This window comes from Pseudomonas sp. MYb60 (assembly GCF_002979555.1).
GTDB lineage: Bacteria > Pseudomonadota > Gammaproteobacteria > Pseudomonadales > Pseudomonadaceae > Aquipseudomonas.
This window is the reverse complement of the sequence record NZ_PCOZ01000005.1, coordinates 1-13,587: the sequence shown is the minus strand read 5'-3', so window position 1 is coordinate 13,587 and position 13,587 is coordinate 1. Positions and strand designations below refer to the sequence as shown.

Here is a 13,587-nt window from a genome sequence, read left to right as displayed (position 1 = left end):
TCAGGTCACGGGGTTAGAAGCGGTAGCCGACTTCGAGCCAGTATTGGCGGCCGACTTCAAAGGTCACGTTGCCGCTGGTGCTGCTGGCAATTTCATTGACCTGGTCAGTTACGTTGGTGATATCGACGGCGGCGAACAACGCCTGGTCCTTGCCGGTGGGGATTTCCCAATCGATGCGCATGTCCCAGGTGGGCGCCGCCTTGACCTTGGCGGTCTCGTAGACTGCCAGGTCCTCGCCGCCGACGGTGACGATGTCATCGGTGCTGACGATCTGCTTGTAGGCGCCGCGATAACGCAGGAAGTTGCTGAGCGTGAGATTCCACTGCGGGATCTCGGTAATGGCGGTCAAGCGTGCGGTCCAGGGGCGGTTGAAGTCCGTCGCTGGCAAATCGTTGTAGGCGATGCGCTTGCCGTCGTACATCACGTCTTCGTTGGTGAACTGGTCCGCGGTGATGCCCGACTCGTAGGTGCCGTAGGCATCCTGGGTGCGTGACCAGTCGAACGCCGCCTGCAGGCTGGTGCGCGTGCCCTGCCAGCGGTATTCGTGCCGGGGTGTGATGCTCAGCGTGACGTTGTCGCTCTGGCTGGAAGCCTGGTTGGTGTAGGTGTAATAGATGCGGTCATAGCCAGCTTCGGGGCCGAGCCCGAGCACACGGGATGAGGCCCTGCCGATTTTGTCCTTGCCTTCGCGGCGCACGTATTTCAGGCGGAAGTCGGTGTCGAGCCAGACCTGGTCGAGGCCCAGGGTCAGTTCGTCATCGTAGGGCACCTTGAGGTCGGAGAATTTGTTCAGGTTCTCGGTCTTGGTCGCCGTCCAGGCACCGTCCTGGGTGGTGCGGGTGTAGCGGGTGTTGAAGCCCTGGCGACCGTCGGCCAGGCGATATTTGAACAGGTTACGCCCGTAGTAGCGGTTGAGGCCGAACACCATCACCGTGCTGCGGTCGCCGAAGAAGTCGTAGTCGCCAGAGAAGCGCGGTGCGAGGTTCTGCTGCTTCATGTAGTCGTCGCCTTCCAGGCGCAAGCCGGGACGCAGGCCGAGTTTGCCGATCTGTATCGTGTCCTGGAGATAGAACGCGTACTTGTTTTCCACCAGGTCCAGCTTGCCAGCCCCGTAGACGTTACGGGCGTTCGCCCACTGACGGGTGTTGCCGTTGATCAACAGGCCCACGGAGCACAGCGGATCGCCGTTGGCGCAGGTCGCGATATTGTCACGCCGGGTGATGTTGGCCGACGTCGCTTCGGTGGCGCGCTCCCAGGTGGCCTGGTTGCGCGTCAACTCCATGCCGCTGACCAGCGCGTGCTCGACACCGCCCCAGCGGAACTCCTGCCAGTTGGTCTTGAGCTTGTAGTTGATACCGCGCTGGGTCTGGTCGAGGTCACCGTAGGAGCCTTCGCCGCTGCGCGACGTTGCGCTGGTGGGACGGCCCCAGTTCTTCACGCTGGAGTAATACCAGGCGATAGCATCGTCGGACTCGGCCTCGCGGGAGCTGTTGAGGTCGGTGAGTGCCAGGGTGTGGGTCCAGCGCGCCGAGTCGCCTTCCCACACGGCATTGAGCGAACCCTGCCAGCCGCCATTGATGTTGGTGAAGTTGGAGTTCTTGTAGTTTTCGCGAAAGTAAGTGTTTTCCTGGGGCGCCTTGATGAAGGACGCGTCGAGGCTCAGACGGTCGCTGACGTTCCAGTAGGTCTTGAGCATGTAGTTGTCGAGTTGGCGCGTCTGGTCCTCACGGCTGTCGGCGTTCGGGCTGCTGTAGCCGTCCTCGTACTTGTTCAACGGGATCACCGAACGCTTCTGCGAGAAGCTCAGGATCGCGCCGAAGTCGTCGGTCAAGTGGCCTTCCAACCGGCCGCGCAAGGTGGTTTTTTCGAACTCCGGCTGGTACTGCTCGTTGGAGGCGTTGTCGAAGTTGGCCTGGTCCTTTTCGGTGATGTGGTACTTGGTCCACGCCGAACGGCTCATCGAATAGGACAGCTTGCCGTGCAGGTCCTGGGACGGGCGGCGGGTGATGGCGTCGACCACGCCGCCGTTGAAGCCGCCGTACTCGGCCGGCACGTTGCTGTCGTAGACCTTCACTTCTTCCAGCAGGTCCGCATCCAGCGCAATACCGTGGGAGCGGCTGGGGGCGGCGTCGAACTGGCGGGTCTCGCCGTAGCCGTGTGCGCCGGGGTCGAGGTCGTTGTTGATCGAGATGCCGTCGATCATGAAGTTGTTCTGGTAGAACTTGGCGCCGTTGATGCTGATGTCCGCCGGGTCGATTTCACCGGGGGCGTTGGAGTTCTGCTGGGCGCCGCTGAACTGCACGCTGGGGTGCATTTGCAGCAGGGTGGTGATGTCGCCGTTGGCGCCGGGGAAAGCCTGGATCGCCTTGTGATCGATCACCGTCGCGCCCTGGAACGAGTTTTCCGGGGTGAAGCCCAGCACCACGGTGCTGTCGAGCATCACCGGTTGACCGGCCTCGGCAGCCGGCAGGCGATGGAACACCAGTGCGCCGTTTTCATAATCCCAGCCAATACCGGTGCCTTGAAGCAGGTAGGCGAGGGCCGCGTCGTTGCCCATCTCGCCGTTCACACCCGGCGAGTTCACGCCCTTGAGCAGCTGCGGGTCGACGGTGACTTGCTGGCCGCTTTGCTGGCCAAAGGCGATCAGCGCGCCGGCCAGTGACTGGGCCGGGATGTTGAAGCCACGGGTCGATGCCGCATCGCTGGCTGGCGCAGCCGAAACAGTCGGGGGCACAGCGCCCATTGCGCAGCAAAGGCCCAGCAAACTGGCGCCCGCGCTTTTTTTCAGGCGCAACGGCCAAGGGCCGCGCTGCCCAGGCAAGCGGTGAAGGGTGTGAGTCATGAAGATCCCCGCGCCGGCTAAAACCGGCCAGTCAAAGAATACGAATACATCTCAATTGCTGCGCGCGGGGAAGAAGACGGGACAGCGCGTGGGATTTTCAGAAAAAACTTCAATTATTTTTCAACGGCGTGAAATGAAGCGCGTGCCGGGGGCCTGGAACGTCATTTCCATGCAGGGTACGGGAACGATGATCAGCGGCTCAGCACCAGCAGCCATGGGCTGTAGGCGGTGACTTTGGCGCCGTAGGGTTGCAGTACGGCTTGCAGCGCTGCCTGGGGTTTGCGCAGGTCGTAGACGCCGGTGACCCGCTGCGCGCCCAACTGTTGATCGCGCAGCACGATGAGGCCTGGGGCGTAGCGGCGAACCTGGCTGAGCACTTCGCTGATCGGCAGGTCATCGGCAATCAACTGGCCCTGTCGCCAGGCCGCGGTCTGGCTCGGGGCGAAGGTGGTGAGTTCGGTGCGGCCGGCGTGGACCTGCAGGCGTTGCCCCGGTACCAGGCTGGCGAGCAGGCGGTTGGCCTTGCGCTCGGCGACGTTGACCGAGCCTTCTTGCACGGCGACGCTGGGATCATCCTGGGTGGCGTCGACGTTGAACGCGGTGCCGGTGACCGTCACTCGCAACGTCTGGGTCCACACGTGAAAGGGTTTGCGTTTATCCGGCATCACTTTGAAAAACGCCTGGCCGGCCAGCAACCGCACATCGCGGTGGTTGGCGGCGATGTCCACGGCGATGGCCGAACCGCTGTCCAACTGCACCACGCTGCTGTCGCTCAGGGTGATGTCGCGGGTTTCCCCGACGCCGGTTCGGTAGTCGGCCTGCCAGCGCAACAACAGGCCTGGCGCCAGGGCCACCACCAGGCAGGCGGCAATCGCGGCGGCAGCCCAGCGCCGCACTCTGCGTGGCCGTGCGGCGGGGCGCGCGGGCGGGGTGGCCAGTGTCGTCGGTGGCGCGGCGGTGGTGGGCGCCAGTTGCCCGGTCAGTTGCCACACCCGTTCGGCCTTGCGGTAGGCCTTCGCGTTGGCTTCGTCGGCGGCGCACCAGTGGGTCAGTTGGGCACGCAGGTCCGCATCCAGCGGGGCTTGTTGCACACGCAGCAGCCAGTCCAGGGCCTGGTCGCGACGGGCGTTGGCACAATCCTTGGTGGGCATGACTGGAGCATCTCCGCTGGCAAAAATCGGCGGGCAGGATCCCATGGAATCGCCCTTCACGGCAAAAGACGCGCTGGCCGCGGATTTTTTCAGAAAATCAGTCATCGTCCGGCCCCAGGCAATCCATGCAGTGGCGCAGTGCGTCATGCACCAGTTGGTGCACCAGCGCGGTAGAAACACCCAGGTCGGCGGCCACTTGCTGCAGGGTCAAGCCGCCAAGGCGATGCATTTCAAACGCAAGGCGGGTACGTTCCGGCAATTGGGCCAGGGCGCGGGCGATCGCTTGCAGTTCATGCTGGCCGCTGACTTCACGTTCTGGCGAAGCGCTGCTGGAGGGCAACTCGGCGAGCAGTTCGTCACCGCCAGGCTGCACCCGCTCGGTGGCGGTGCGGCGCGTGAGGTCCAGCGCGAGGTTGCGCACAATGCGGTAGAGGTAGCTGGCCGGGTGACGGATATCGGCCTGGGCGTCCTGACCGCTGAAACGCAGCCAGGCCTCCTGCACCACGTCCTCGGCGCGCGCGCGGCAGCCCACGATGGGCGCGGCATAGTCCAGCAGCGCGGCCCGGTGGGTCAGGTAAAGCTGGAGTTTTTCATCCGCCAAGAGAGTCAGTTGCCTGCGCGCGACTGTGCGCGGGGGCACAGACTGGAAAATGGGAGCGCGCGGAGTTTAGCTGTGGTTGATAATGGTTATCAACAACTAATGCGTTTTCAACCTTCCTGCGCCCACCGGTTGTAGGCGCGAGCAAGGTGCAGTTGGGTTACCAGCGGTAGGTGACCGAGCCCAGCAGGCTGCGTTCGTCGCCGTAACGGCAGGTGGTGTTGCAATACAGGTATTGCTTGTCGAACAGGTTCTGGGCCTTGGCCTGGAGCTGCCAATGCGTATCCACGTCGTAGCTCACCAATGCGTCCACCAGGGTGTAGGCCGGTACTTTGCCGGCGTATACGCTCGGGGTGGTGCGGGTGGTGCCGGTGTAGCGGGCGCCGCCGCCGATCCGCAGTTTTTCCATGCCCAGGCTGGCGAGCCGGTAGCTGGCCCACACGCTGGCGCTGTGGTACGGAATGCCCTCGATACGCTTGCCGATGTTGCTCGCGGTTTGGTCTTCCAACACATGGGTGTCGGTGTAGGCGTAACCGGCGTTCAGTTGCAGGTTGTCGGTCAGGTTGCTCTTGGCTTCAAACTCCACGCCCTTGGTGCGGGTCTTGCCGTATTGCACGTAGGTATTGGTGAGGCTGTCCAGGCTCAACGAGTTGTCCTGGTCCAGGCGATAGACGGCGGCGCTGAGCAGGGTGTCGCTGCCGGGCGGCTGGTAGCGCAGGCCGATTTCATACTGTTCGCCTTCCAGCGGCGCAAACGCGTTGCCGAACGCCGGGTTGCTCACGCTGGCTGGCTGGAACGACTGGCTGTAACTCACGTAGGGGGCCAGGCCGTTGTCGGCCAGGTACACCAGCCCCACCCGGCCAGTGGCTTTCTTGTCGCCACGGGTGGCGCGGGCGTCGGTGGCGAAGGTGGTGGTGACGCTGTCGGCCCAGTCCTGACGGCCGCCGAGCAGCAGTACCCAGCGGTCGTCGTAGGTGATCTGGTCTTGCAGGTAGACGCCGGCCTGGGTGCTGTGCAGATCCGAACCGCTGTCGGCAGCGGTGTTGGCGCGCACGCCGGTGTATTGCAGGGAGGCCAGGTTCAGCGGTGGCGCCAGCTGGGCGGCGGTGGCGCTGATGTAACGGTGTGAATCATAGGTTTTGTGGTAGTAGTCCACGCCCATCAGCAATTCATGCCGCCATGCGCCGCTGTCGAGGGTGTAGCTGATGTTGTTGTCGCTGGTCCAGCCGGTGGAGCGCTCCTGGCGATCACTGTAGCGGCGGCTCAACTGCGTGCCGGAAATCGCCACCGGAATCAGGTAGCTCCAGTCGGTATTGGCCTGGAAATAGCGCAGGCTGTGGTTGACCTTCAACTGGTCGTTGAACTGGTGCTCGAACAGGTATCCCAGAGTGTCCATGCGGTTGTTGAAATGGTCATAGCCCGGCTCGCCGACAAACTGGTTTCGCTCGATCTTGTAGCCCGGCGTGGCGCTGTAGCTGCTCATGCGATAGCTCATGGGCGGCGAGAACCCGGTGTAGGTTTCCTGATGGCTGGCCAGTACGGTCAGCGAGGTGTCGTCGTCGGGCTTCCAGGTGAGGGCGGGGGCGATGTAGCGGCGGTCGTCGTCGACGTGATCGACCTGGCTGGCGCTGTCACGCCACAGACCGGTGAGCCGATAGCTGAATTGGCCCTGATCATCCAGCGGGCCGCCCAGGTCGAGGGTGTATTGGCGGCGGTCATAGTTGCCCAGCTCCACACCGATTTCGTGCAGCGGTGTCGCCGTGGGACGCTTGCTGACCGTGTTGATCATGCCGCCTGGCGACAACTGGCCATAGAGCACCGAGGACGCGCCCTTGAGCACTTCGACACGCTCCAGGCCATAGGCTTCGACGCTGCCGTCGTAGGGGTTGGACTGCAACTTCATGCCATCCCGCAAGATCCCGCCGGTGCCGGCGCCCACGTTGAAACCGCGCAAGGTGTAGTCATCGGCAGTGCGGCTGAAACTGCTCGGCTGGCTGCTGAAACCGGGGGTGTATTTGAGCGCGTCCGACAGGTTGTCGCCTTTGCGTTGGTTCAGTTCGGCGCGGGTCACTACCGAGACCGACTGCGGGATCTTCACCAGTTCGGTGCGAGTCTTGGTACCGGCGCTGGAGCGTTGGGCCACGTAGTTCTGGTTGTCATCGTTGCCCTGAGCACTTGCCGCGCCGTCGATGTTGATGGCGTCCAGCGTCACGCCCTCGCCGTTGGCTGGTTGCACGCTCAGGGCGCCACTGGCGGTGATGCGCACGCGCAGGCCGGTGTCTTGCAATGCGTTGCTCACCGCCTGGACGGCACTTAAATGGCCGCGCACCGCACGGGCCTCGCGGCCGTCGACATCGGCCGGAATGAACAGCACCTGGCGCCCGCTGGCCTGACCGATCTGGATCAAGGTGCTGGCCAGCGGTGCGGCGGGCAAGTCGAAATCCTGCGCGGTTTCGGCCGCCACGACGGCGCAGCTCAGCAGGCAGCCGCCCATCAGCAGCGGGAAGAGGGTAGTGGGGTGCATGGTGTGTACTCGATTGGCTCTGGACAGGGCGCGTTTCGCGCGTTTCTGTCTGGTCTGTGACCCGAGCGCACGGTTTTTTAAGGGCTGCGCGAAAATAAATTCACGCGAGGTCGACGCGTGTCCACACCCCCAGGTACGAGACCACCTGCAACGGCAGCACATCCTTGAGGGCGGCAAGGGCCTGGTGGCTGTTGTCCAGGCTGAATACCCCGGAGATACGCAGCGCGGCAGCCCGCGCCGACACGTGTAACAACCCGGGATGATAGGGGCGCAGGTGCTCGATCACCTGGCCCAGGGCCTGGTCGTGCACTTCCAACAGGCCGCGGGCCCAGGCGCGTTCGTCGATATAGCCACGGGCGATCGGTTGCCAGGCTTGCCCGTCGAACGCCAGGCCCTGGCCACTCGCTAACCGCTGGCGGGTGCCGGGAGTGCGCAATTCCAACGCGCCGTCGAGCGCCCACAACTGGGCCGTGCCCGCTTGCACGCTGAGCAGGCAGCGGCCGCCTTCGAGCCAGGCTTCGCCAAAGGCACATTGCAGCACAAAGGGGCGCGCCGGATCGCTGTGCACCTCGGCCAGCACTGCGCCCTGCAAGAGTTGCACGCTGCGCTGGCTGGCGCTGAAAAGCAGGTCCACGGCGCTTCGGGCGTTGAGCAGCAGGGACGAGCCGTCTTCCAGGCTGAAGCGCCGGCGCTCGGCGCGGGTGGTGCGCAGGTCCGCGCCCCAACGCTCGTGCAGCGGGCCGCCGCGCAAGGTCAGCAATGGCGTGCCCAGGCCGATTGCGCCCACGGCCAGGGCGCCGCGCAACATACGCCGGCGGCTGTGATCAACGCTGTTGAGCGCCTGACGCGAACCCTGTTGGCCTGCCAAGGGCACGAGGGTGCGCTCCAGTTGGTGGCTGAGGCTGCGCCAGGCGTCCTGATGGCTGGGGTCGGCGCGCAGCCATTGCTCGAATCGCGATTGTGCTGGCGCGTCGAAGGCGCCGGAACTGCGTCGCGCATACCATTCGATGGCCTGTGCCACCGCCGGAGGCAGGCCGCTCATGGTTTGGCCAGGTAGCAGGCCGTGAGGCCCTGTACCACGTATTGATGCACCCGCGTCACCGATACGCCCAGTTCGCGGGCGATGCAGGCGTAGGTACGGCCGTCGAGCTGGCTATACAGGAAGGCCGCGCGCGCCTTGGACGACAGGCTGTCGAGCAGGCGGTCGATTTCCATCAGCGCTTCGATGACCAGCCAGTGCTCCTGGGGCGAGGGGGCCACGGCTTCAGGCAGGGTGGCCAGCACGTCGAGGTAGGCGCGCTCCACATCGTTGCGCCGCCAACGCGCGAAAATCAGGCGTTTGCCGATGGTGGTCAACAAGGCGCGGGGTTCGCGAATGCTGTGGGGGTCGGGCATTGCTACCACGTGGGCGAAGGTTTCCGCTGCCAGGTCGGCGGCATCTTCACGGCACCCCAGGCGCAGCCGCAAGCGCTCCAGCAACCACGGGTGGTGCTCACCGAACAGGCGGTGCAGCGCAGCATTGCGTGATGGCGAATCGGGGGAGGGACTGAGCAACACGGATGACGCCACCTTGTGAATGACAACTATTCTCAATGGTGGCGTTATTGATAATTTATTGCAAGATCTTACTCAGGCCGCAAACGCACGCAGAAGGTCGTGCCGTCCCGTTCAGTCGACGTCACCGTTACATCACCGCCATGCACCCGCGCCAATTCCCGCACGATGTACAGGCCCAAGCCCACGCTGCGCACATTCAGACCTTGGTCGGTGCCGCGGGTCATGGGCTCGAACAGCCCGGCCAGCAAGGTTTCCGGAATCGCCGCGCCGTGGTTGTGCACAGACACGTCGCAACCGCTGTCGCCCTGGCGCGAGGTAATGGTGATCGGCCGATTCAAGTCGCCGTAGGCCACGCTGTTGGCCACCAGGTTGCCAATCACCTGTTGCACGCGGTCGGCATCGATCACCGCGTCGCCGGCGCCGTGGGTATGGTGCTCCAGGCTGGCCTTGGGGAACGCCATGCGCAATTCATCCACGGCCTGGTGCGTCACGGCGTGCAGGTCGCGGGCGGTGGTCTTGATGATGATGCCGTGGCCGACCCGCGCCTGGGTGAAGTCCAACAGGTCGGCGATCATGCGATGGGCCCGTTCGGACGACTGGCCGATATGTCCGAGCAGCTGGCGCTCCTTGGCGGTGCGCTCGCCATGGGAAAGAAAGTCCGAAGCCATGCGGATCGCGGTCATCGGGTTTTTCAAGTCATGGCTGACGATGGCCACCATCTGCTCGGCAAACAACGCGCGGCGTTGGGCGATGGCATAGGCTTCGCTCAGCTCGGCCTGGGCTTGCTTGAGGGCCAGCTCGGTGGCGGTTTTATCCAGCAGCAGCGCTTCGGCGAAGTTGCGCGCATTGAGCAACTCGCGCTCGTATTTGTCGCGGTCGGTGGTGCCGAACAGCGCCAGGTCGTACACCGGGCCGTCGGCGTGGTCACGCTTGGCGCCATTGAGCAGCACCGTCACCTTGTGACCGTCGCGGTGCAGCATGTCCAGCTTCACTTCGGTGATGCTGCCCTGCATGCGCAGCATGGGCGCGAGATGGGTCTGGTGGAACATCCGGCCGCCCATGCTCAGCAGGTCCTGGAAGCGCCGCCCACACAGCTCGGCATGACTGAACCCCAGCCACTCGCTGAAGCGTGCGTTGGTTTGCAGGAGCGTACCGTCCTCACCGATGACGGCCAGGGCGCAGGCGGCGTGTTCAAACAATTCAGCTGGCATGAGCGACCCTCCATGGCGCCAGGAAGGCTTGCATCGCCTTGGCACAGGCTTGCGGCGCGCTCATGTGCGGGCAATGGCCGACGTTGTCCACCAGGCAATACGTGCTGTTGGGCAATACGCGGTGCAGGTATTCACCCACCGCCACGGGCGCGATCAGGTCGTCACTCGATTGCAGGATCAGCACCGGGGTAAGCAGGCCTGCGACGTCGTGCCGGTTGTCCGACATGAATGTCACCCGCGCGAATTGCTTGGCGATCTCCGGCTCGGTACGGCAGAAACTGTCGGTCAGCTCTTCGCTCAGCGCCGGTTGCCCGGGTGCGCCCATGATTGCCGGGGCCATGGCGCTGGACCAGCCGAGGTAATTGCTGTCGAGGGTATCCAGCAGGTCCTGGACATCGGCGAGTTTGAACCCTCCGACATAACCTTCTGCATCGACGTAGCGCGGCGAGGGGCCGATCATTACATGCGCAGCGATCCGCCCGGGGGCCTGGCGGTCGGCGAGGGCGGCAATCATGGCACTCACTGAGTGGCTCACAAGAATCACCGGGCCGATGGCGAATTCGTCGATCAATTCGTTCAGGTCACGGGCATAACCGTCCAGCGAGCTGTATTTGGCTGTGTCGAAGGCACTGAGGTCCGACAGGCCGGCGCCCACCAGGTCGTATATCACCACGCGAAAATGCTCGCAAAAGCTTGGCGCCAGGTAATTCCACATGGCCTGGTTGCAGCCGAAACCGTGGGAGAACACCAGGGTCGAGGTGCCGTTGCCCATCACACTGACGTTGTTGCGGTGCTGAAGGTTCATGGCTTCTCGTTTATGGCGTAGTGCTATACGTGTGGCGAGTTTAGATAGACAACTGCCTGGGGTCACGCGTTATAGCGCTGATCGGGTAAAGTCTGCGGTTTCAGGATGAAACTTCAGGTAACAAACATGATGCGTTGGGTGCGGCAATCCGTTTTGAGCCTGCTGGTGTGGACAGTGGCCGGTGTGTTGATCACGGCGCAGGCCGACAGTTCACCGATTGGCGTCGCCCTCGATCAGCGTGTGATCGACCTCACCCATACGTTGGATGCTGACACCACCGTCCGCCTGAAAGCGCAACTCGCCGCGCTTGAGCAACGCAAAGGCGCTCAGGTCGCCGTATTGCTGGTGCCCGGCACCGGTGGCGTGAGCATCGAGGACTACGCCAATCAACTGTTCCGTGCCTGGCAGCTGGGGCGCAAGGACATCAACGACGGCGTGCTGCTGGTGGTGGCCAAGGACGATCGCAAGGTCCGCATCGAAGTGGGTTACGGGCTGGAAGGAACGGTCACGGACCTGCTGGCCCATCGCATCATCGAAGAACACATCACCCCGGCATTTCGCCAGGGCGACTACGTGCAGGGTGTTGTCGCGGGCGTGAATGACCTGGTGGTGCTGGTGGACGGCGGCGACCTGCCCGAGGTTGCCGAACCGGGCTTCCCAACAGGCGCCATCGCGGTGCTGCTGGCGTTTGTACTGGGCGGCCTCGGTGGCGTGTTGATGGCGACCGGTGCACTGCGCTGGCGCCGCGCGCTGATCGCGACGGTCGCGCTGACTGTGCTGCTGGCCATCTTTGGCGGTGGGCGTGAGTGGCCGGTGTACCTGTTTGTGGTGCCGCTTACCGTATTGATTGGCGGCGCGACCTTCGGCGCGTTGTGGATGGCGCGTAGGGTGTTCTATTGCGTGATCGGCCTGCTGGTGTACATCGCCGGTCTGCTGGTGGCGAACCGTTCGGTAGAGGTCAATTTCCTGCACTGGCTGGCGTTTCCACTGGGCGCGCTGGTGGTGCTCGGCTTGTACCTGATCCTGTTCGTGATCATGCGCGACGCCTGGCGCAAAAGCCGCACGGGTTTCGTCGCACGGCTGTTGGCGGCGGTGGCCGTGTATGGGGTGGCGGGGCTGGTGGCCGACGCAGGCCGGGATGGCTGGCTGCTGGCGGTGCCGATTGCCTCGTTCGTGGCGCTGATCATCTTTGGCAAAGTGGGCAGCGGTTCGGGCTCGCATTCGGGCGGTAGTTCGGGGTCCGGTTCCAGCCGCTTCAGCAGCAGTTCGTCGGGTGGCGGCGGCTCCAGCGGGGGAGGTGGCGCGTCGGGGAGCTGGTAGGGCGTTACAACACCTTGGACAGAAACACCCGGCTGCTGCCGTCCGGCTCGCAGGGGATCTCGCCAAAGCGTACCCAACCGTGTTTCTCGTAAAACCCCGGCGCCTGGAAACTGAGGGTGTACAGCACGGCGTTGCGACACCCCCGGCGCCGGGCCTCGTCTTCAAATGCCTGCAGCAACTGACGGCCAAGGCCCGTACCGCGCAAGCGTTCGGGCAAGTGGAAGAGATCGAGGAAAGCCATGCCCAATGAGGTCTTGCCGGTGATGCCGCCCAGGATGTGCTGGGTGTCGGGATCTTTGACCAGCACCATCAGCGGTTGGCGGTCGTTGTAGCCGGTGGCGGCTTCATTGAACGCCGACAGGCCGCTGCCGAGAACACGCTCGGCCTCGGGGTTGGGTTGGTCACTGACTTCAATGGGCAGGGTGGTCATCTCTGGTAGCGTCATCCGTGGCATGTCCTACAGCGCCATCACCATCTCATGCCACGCCATCCCGCCATGATCCGACGCCGAGGGTTGCACATACCGATAGCCCATGCGCTGGTACATCGGCACATGCTGGTCCTTGCACATGAGGTGGAGGGTCTGCTTGCCCAGGTCGCGCATGCGTTGCACAAACTCGGTCATCAGTGTGGTGGCGTAACCCTTGCCCTGATGCGCCGGGTCGACCACCACCGACATGATCACCACATTGGGCGCGTCGGCCGAATGCCCCACCAACTCCTTGAACGCCTCATCCGACATCACCACCTCATGGGCACACCCGCCGTTGATAAAACCCACGACCTGGCCATCGGCTTCCAGGATCAGAAAGCCCTCGGGGTACAGCGCAATGCGCGTGGCGATCTTCGCCAAGGTCGCGGCTTCGTCGCCTTCGTAGGCGCTGATTTCGATCTCGAAGCAACGTTCGGCATCGGCAGGGCGGGCGTTGCGCAGGATTAGGGCGGGCATGGACGGTTCCTGGGGCATTGAGCGAAAGGGCATATGATAGCGGTGCGCCCTCACCTGTGGGAGGGGGCTTGTTTCCGAAGGCGGCCTCGCGACAGGGCGCCAAGCATCGCGTGCGATGGCCGGACGGTGGTTGCTCCAACGCTTCGCAATCAGCATCATCAAGGCTCGACAAGGAGAAGTCCCCAATGCCCAACCCCGCGCTTCATCTCACGTCAGGCAAAATCGCCTCCGGCAAATCAACCCTGGCCAAAAGCCTGGCAGCCGAACACTCGGCCATTCTGCTGAGCGAGGATCAGTGGCTCTCACGGCTGTACCCTGACCAGATCAAGTCAATCGCCGACTACGTGCGCCTCGCACACCAGATCCGCGAGGTGCTAGGCCCGCTCGTCAGCGATCTGCTGAGGGCTGGCGTGACCGTGGTCCTGGACTTTCCTGCCAATACGCCACAAGACCGACGGTGGTTACGCGGCCTGGCTGACGCTGCCGAGGTTGCGCATTGTGTCCACTACATCGAGGTGGACGATGACACCTGTCGAGGCAGATTGCATCGTCGCAATCAACGCGGGGAACATGAGTTCGCCGCGACTGATGCGGAGTTTGAGCTGATTAACAGCTACTTTTGTGCGCCGG

The 13,587-nt window shown here is 63.7% G+C and carries 13 protein-coding genes; 3 read left to right on the top strand and 10 right to left on the bottom strand.

Annotation, left to right across the window (positions count from 1 at the left end; genetic code table 11):
- Positions 1-13 precede the first annotated feature (13 nt).
- Positions 14-2,842, bottom strand: a complete 2,829-nt coding sequence (locus tag CQ041_RS09860) for a TonB-dependent receptor plug domain-containing protein (protein WP_105522912.1) — start codon at positions 2,840-2,842, stop codon at positions 14-16.
- Here CQ041_RS09860 and CQ041_RS26180 point away from each other — a divergent pair.
- A complete protein-coding gene (locus CQ041_RS26180; protein ID WP_146116060.1) occupies positions 2,841-3,074 on the top strand; it encodes a hypothetical protein in 234 nt (77 codons plus the stop codon). The genes CQ041_RS09860 and CQ041_RS26180 overlap by 2 nt on opposite strands.
- On the opposite strand, the gene CQ041_RS09855 is transcribed toward CQ041_RS26180, so the two are convergent.
- The 7 genes from CQ041_RS09855 to CQ041_RS09825 all read right to left on the bottom strand — a co-directional run bounded on the left by CQ041_RS09855 (position 3,034) and on the right by CQ041_RS09825 (position 10,688).
- Positions 3,034-4,098 carry a FecR family protein gene (locus CQ041_RS09855; protein WP_256586775.1) on the bottom strand — a complete coding sequence of 355 codons (1,065 nt, stop codon included), beginning with the start codon at positions 4,096-4,098 and terminating at the stop codon, positions 3,034-3,036. The genes CQ041_RS26180 and CQ041_RS09855 overlap by 41 nt on opposite strands.
- On the bottom strand, positions 4,091-4,594 hold the full coding sequence (locus CQ041_RS09850) for a sigma-70 family RNA polymerase sigma factor (RefSeq protein WP_105522913.1): 504 nt from the start codon (positions 4,592-4,594) through the stop codon (positions 4,091-4,093). The genes CQ041_RS09855 and CQ041_RS09850 overlap by 8 nt, the downstream gene beginning before the upstream one ends.
- 157 nt (positions 4,595-4,751) lie before the next feature.
- Positions 4,752-7,115, bottom strand: coding sequence for a TonB-dependent siderophore receptor (locus CQ041_RS09845; RefSeq protein WP_105522914.1), 2,364 nt, complete (start codon positions 7,113-7,115; stop codon positions 4,752-4,754).
- Positions 7,116-7,215: 100 nt separating this feature from the next.
- The gene (locus CQ041_RS09840; RefSeq protein ID WP_256586774.1) at positions 7,216-8,157 is read right to left on the bottom strand and encodes a FecR domain-containing protein; all 942 of its coding nucleotides are present in this window, start codon (positions 8,155-8,157) and stop codon (positions 7,216-7,218) included.
- Complete coding sequence (locus CQ041_RS09835) at positions 8,154-8,669, bottom strand: sigma-70 family RNA polymerase sigma factor (RefSeq protein WP_105522938.1); 516 nt, start codon at positions 8,667-8,669, stop codon at positions 8,154-8,156. The genes CQ041_RS09840 and CQ041_RS09835 overlap by 4 nt, the downstream gene beginning before the upstream one ends.
- Positions 8,670-8,740: 71 nt before the next feature.
- Positions 8,741-9,883 carry a PAS domain-containing sensor histidine kinase gene (locus CQ041_RS09830; RefSeq protein ID WP_105522916.1) on the bottom strand — a complete coding sequence of 381 codons (1,143 nt, stop codon included), beginning with the start codon at positions 9,881-9,883 and terminating at the stop codon, positions 8,741-8,743.
- On the bottom strand, positions 9,873-10,688 hold the full coding sequence (locus CQ041_RS09825) for an alpha/beta fold hydrolase (protein WP_105522917.1): 816 nt from the start codon (positions 10,686-10,688) through the stop codon (positions 9,873-9,875). The genes CQ041_RS09830 and CQ041_RS09825 overlap by 11 nt, the downstream gene beginning before the upstream one ends.
- A gap of 126 nt (positions 10,689-10,814) precedes the next feature.
- Between CQ041_RS09825 and CQ041_RS09820 the strand changes: the two genes are divergently transcribed.
- Complete coding sequence (locus CQ041_RS09820) at positions 10,815-12,008, top strand: YgcG family protein (protein WP_105522918.1); 1,194 nt, start codon at positions 10,815-10,817, stop codon at positions 12,006-12,008.
- A 4-nt stretch (positions 12,009-12,012) separates the two neighbouring features.
- Here CQ041_RS09820 and CQ041_RS09815 read toward each other — a convergent pair whose 3' ends face one another.
- On the bottom strand, positions 12,013-12,438 hold the full coding sequence (locus CQ041_RS09815) for a GNAT family N-acetyltransferase (RefSeq protein ID WP_105522919.1): 426 nt from the start codon (positions 12,436-12,438) through the stop codon (positions 12,013-12,015).
- 27 nt (positions 12,439-12,465) lie between these two features.
- Positions 12,466-12,957: a GNAT family N-acetyltransferase gene (locus CQ041_RS09810; protein WP_105522920.1), complete on the bottom strand. Its 492-nt coding sequence runs from the start codon at positions 12,955-12,957 to the stop codon at positions 12,466-12,468.
- Positions 12,958-13,142: 185 nt separating this feature from the next.
- Between CQ041_RS09810 and CQ041_RS09805 the strand changes: the two genes are divergently transcribed.
- The coding region (locus CQ041_RS09805) for an ATP-binding protein (RefSeq protein WP_105649048.1) at positions 13,143-13,587 on the top strand (445 nt) is incomplete at its 3' end.

What these genes read in the sequence shown, in the direction of transcription:
- CQ041_RS09825 (WP_105522917.1), bottom strand. Translation starts at nt 10,688, where the DNA reads ATGAACCTTCAGCACCGCAACAACGTCAGTGTGATGGGCAACGGCACC.
- CQ041_RS09840 (WP_256586774.1), bottom strand. Translation starts at nt 8,157, where the DNA reads ATGAGCGGCCTGCCTCCGGCGGTGGCACAGGCCATCGAATGGTATGCG.
- CQ041_RS09845 (WP_105522914.1), bottom strand. Translation starts at nt 7,115, where the DNA reads ATGCACCCCACTACCCTCTTCCCGCTGCTGATGGGCGGCTGCCTGCTG.
- CQ041_RS09820 (WP_105522918.1), top strand. Translation starts at nt 10,815, where the DNA reads ATGATGCGTTGGGTGCGGCAATCCGTTTTGAGCCTGCTGGTGTGGACA.
- CQ041_RS09815 (WP_105522919.1), bottom strand. Translation starts at nt 12,438, where the DNA reads ATGACCACCCTGCCCATTGAAGTCAGTGACCAACCCAACCCCGAGGCC.
- CQ041_RS09860 (WP_105522912.1), bottom strand. Translation starts at nt 2,842, where the DNA reads ATGACTCACACCCTTCACCGCTTGCCTGGGCAGCGCGGCCCTTGGCCG.
- CQ041_RS09810 (WP_105522920.1), bottom strand. Translation starts at nt 12,957, where the DNA reads ATGCCCGCCCTAATCCTGCGCAACGCCCGCCCTGCCGATGCCGAACGT.
- CQ041_RS26180 (WP_146116060.1), top strand. Translation starts at nt 2,841, where the DNA reads ATGAAGATCCCCGCGCCGGCTAAAACCGGCCAGTCAAAGAATACGAAT.
- CQ041_RS09830 (WP_105522916.1), bottom strand. Translation starts at nt 9,883, where the DNA reads ATGCCAGCTGAATTGTTTGAACACGCCGCCTGCGCCCTGGCCGTCATC.
- CQ041_RS09855 (WP_256586775.1), bottom strand. Translation starts at nt 4,098, where the DNA reads ATGACTGATTTTCTGAAAAAATCCGCGGCCAGCGCGTCTTTTGCCGTG.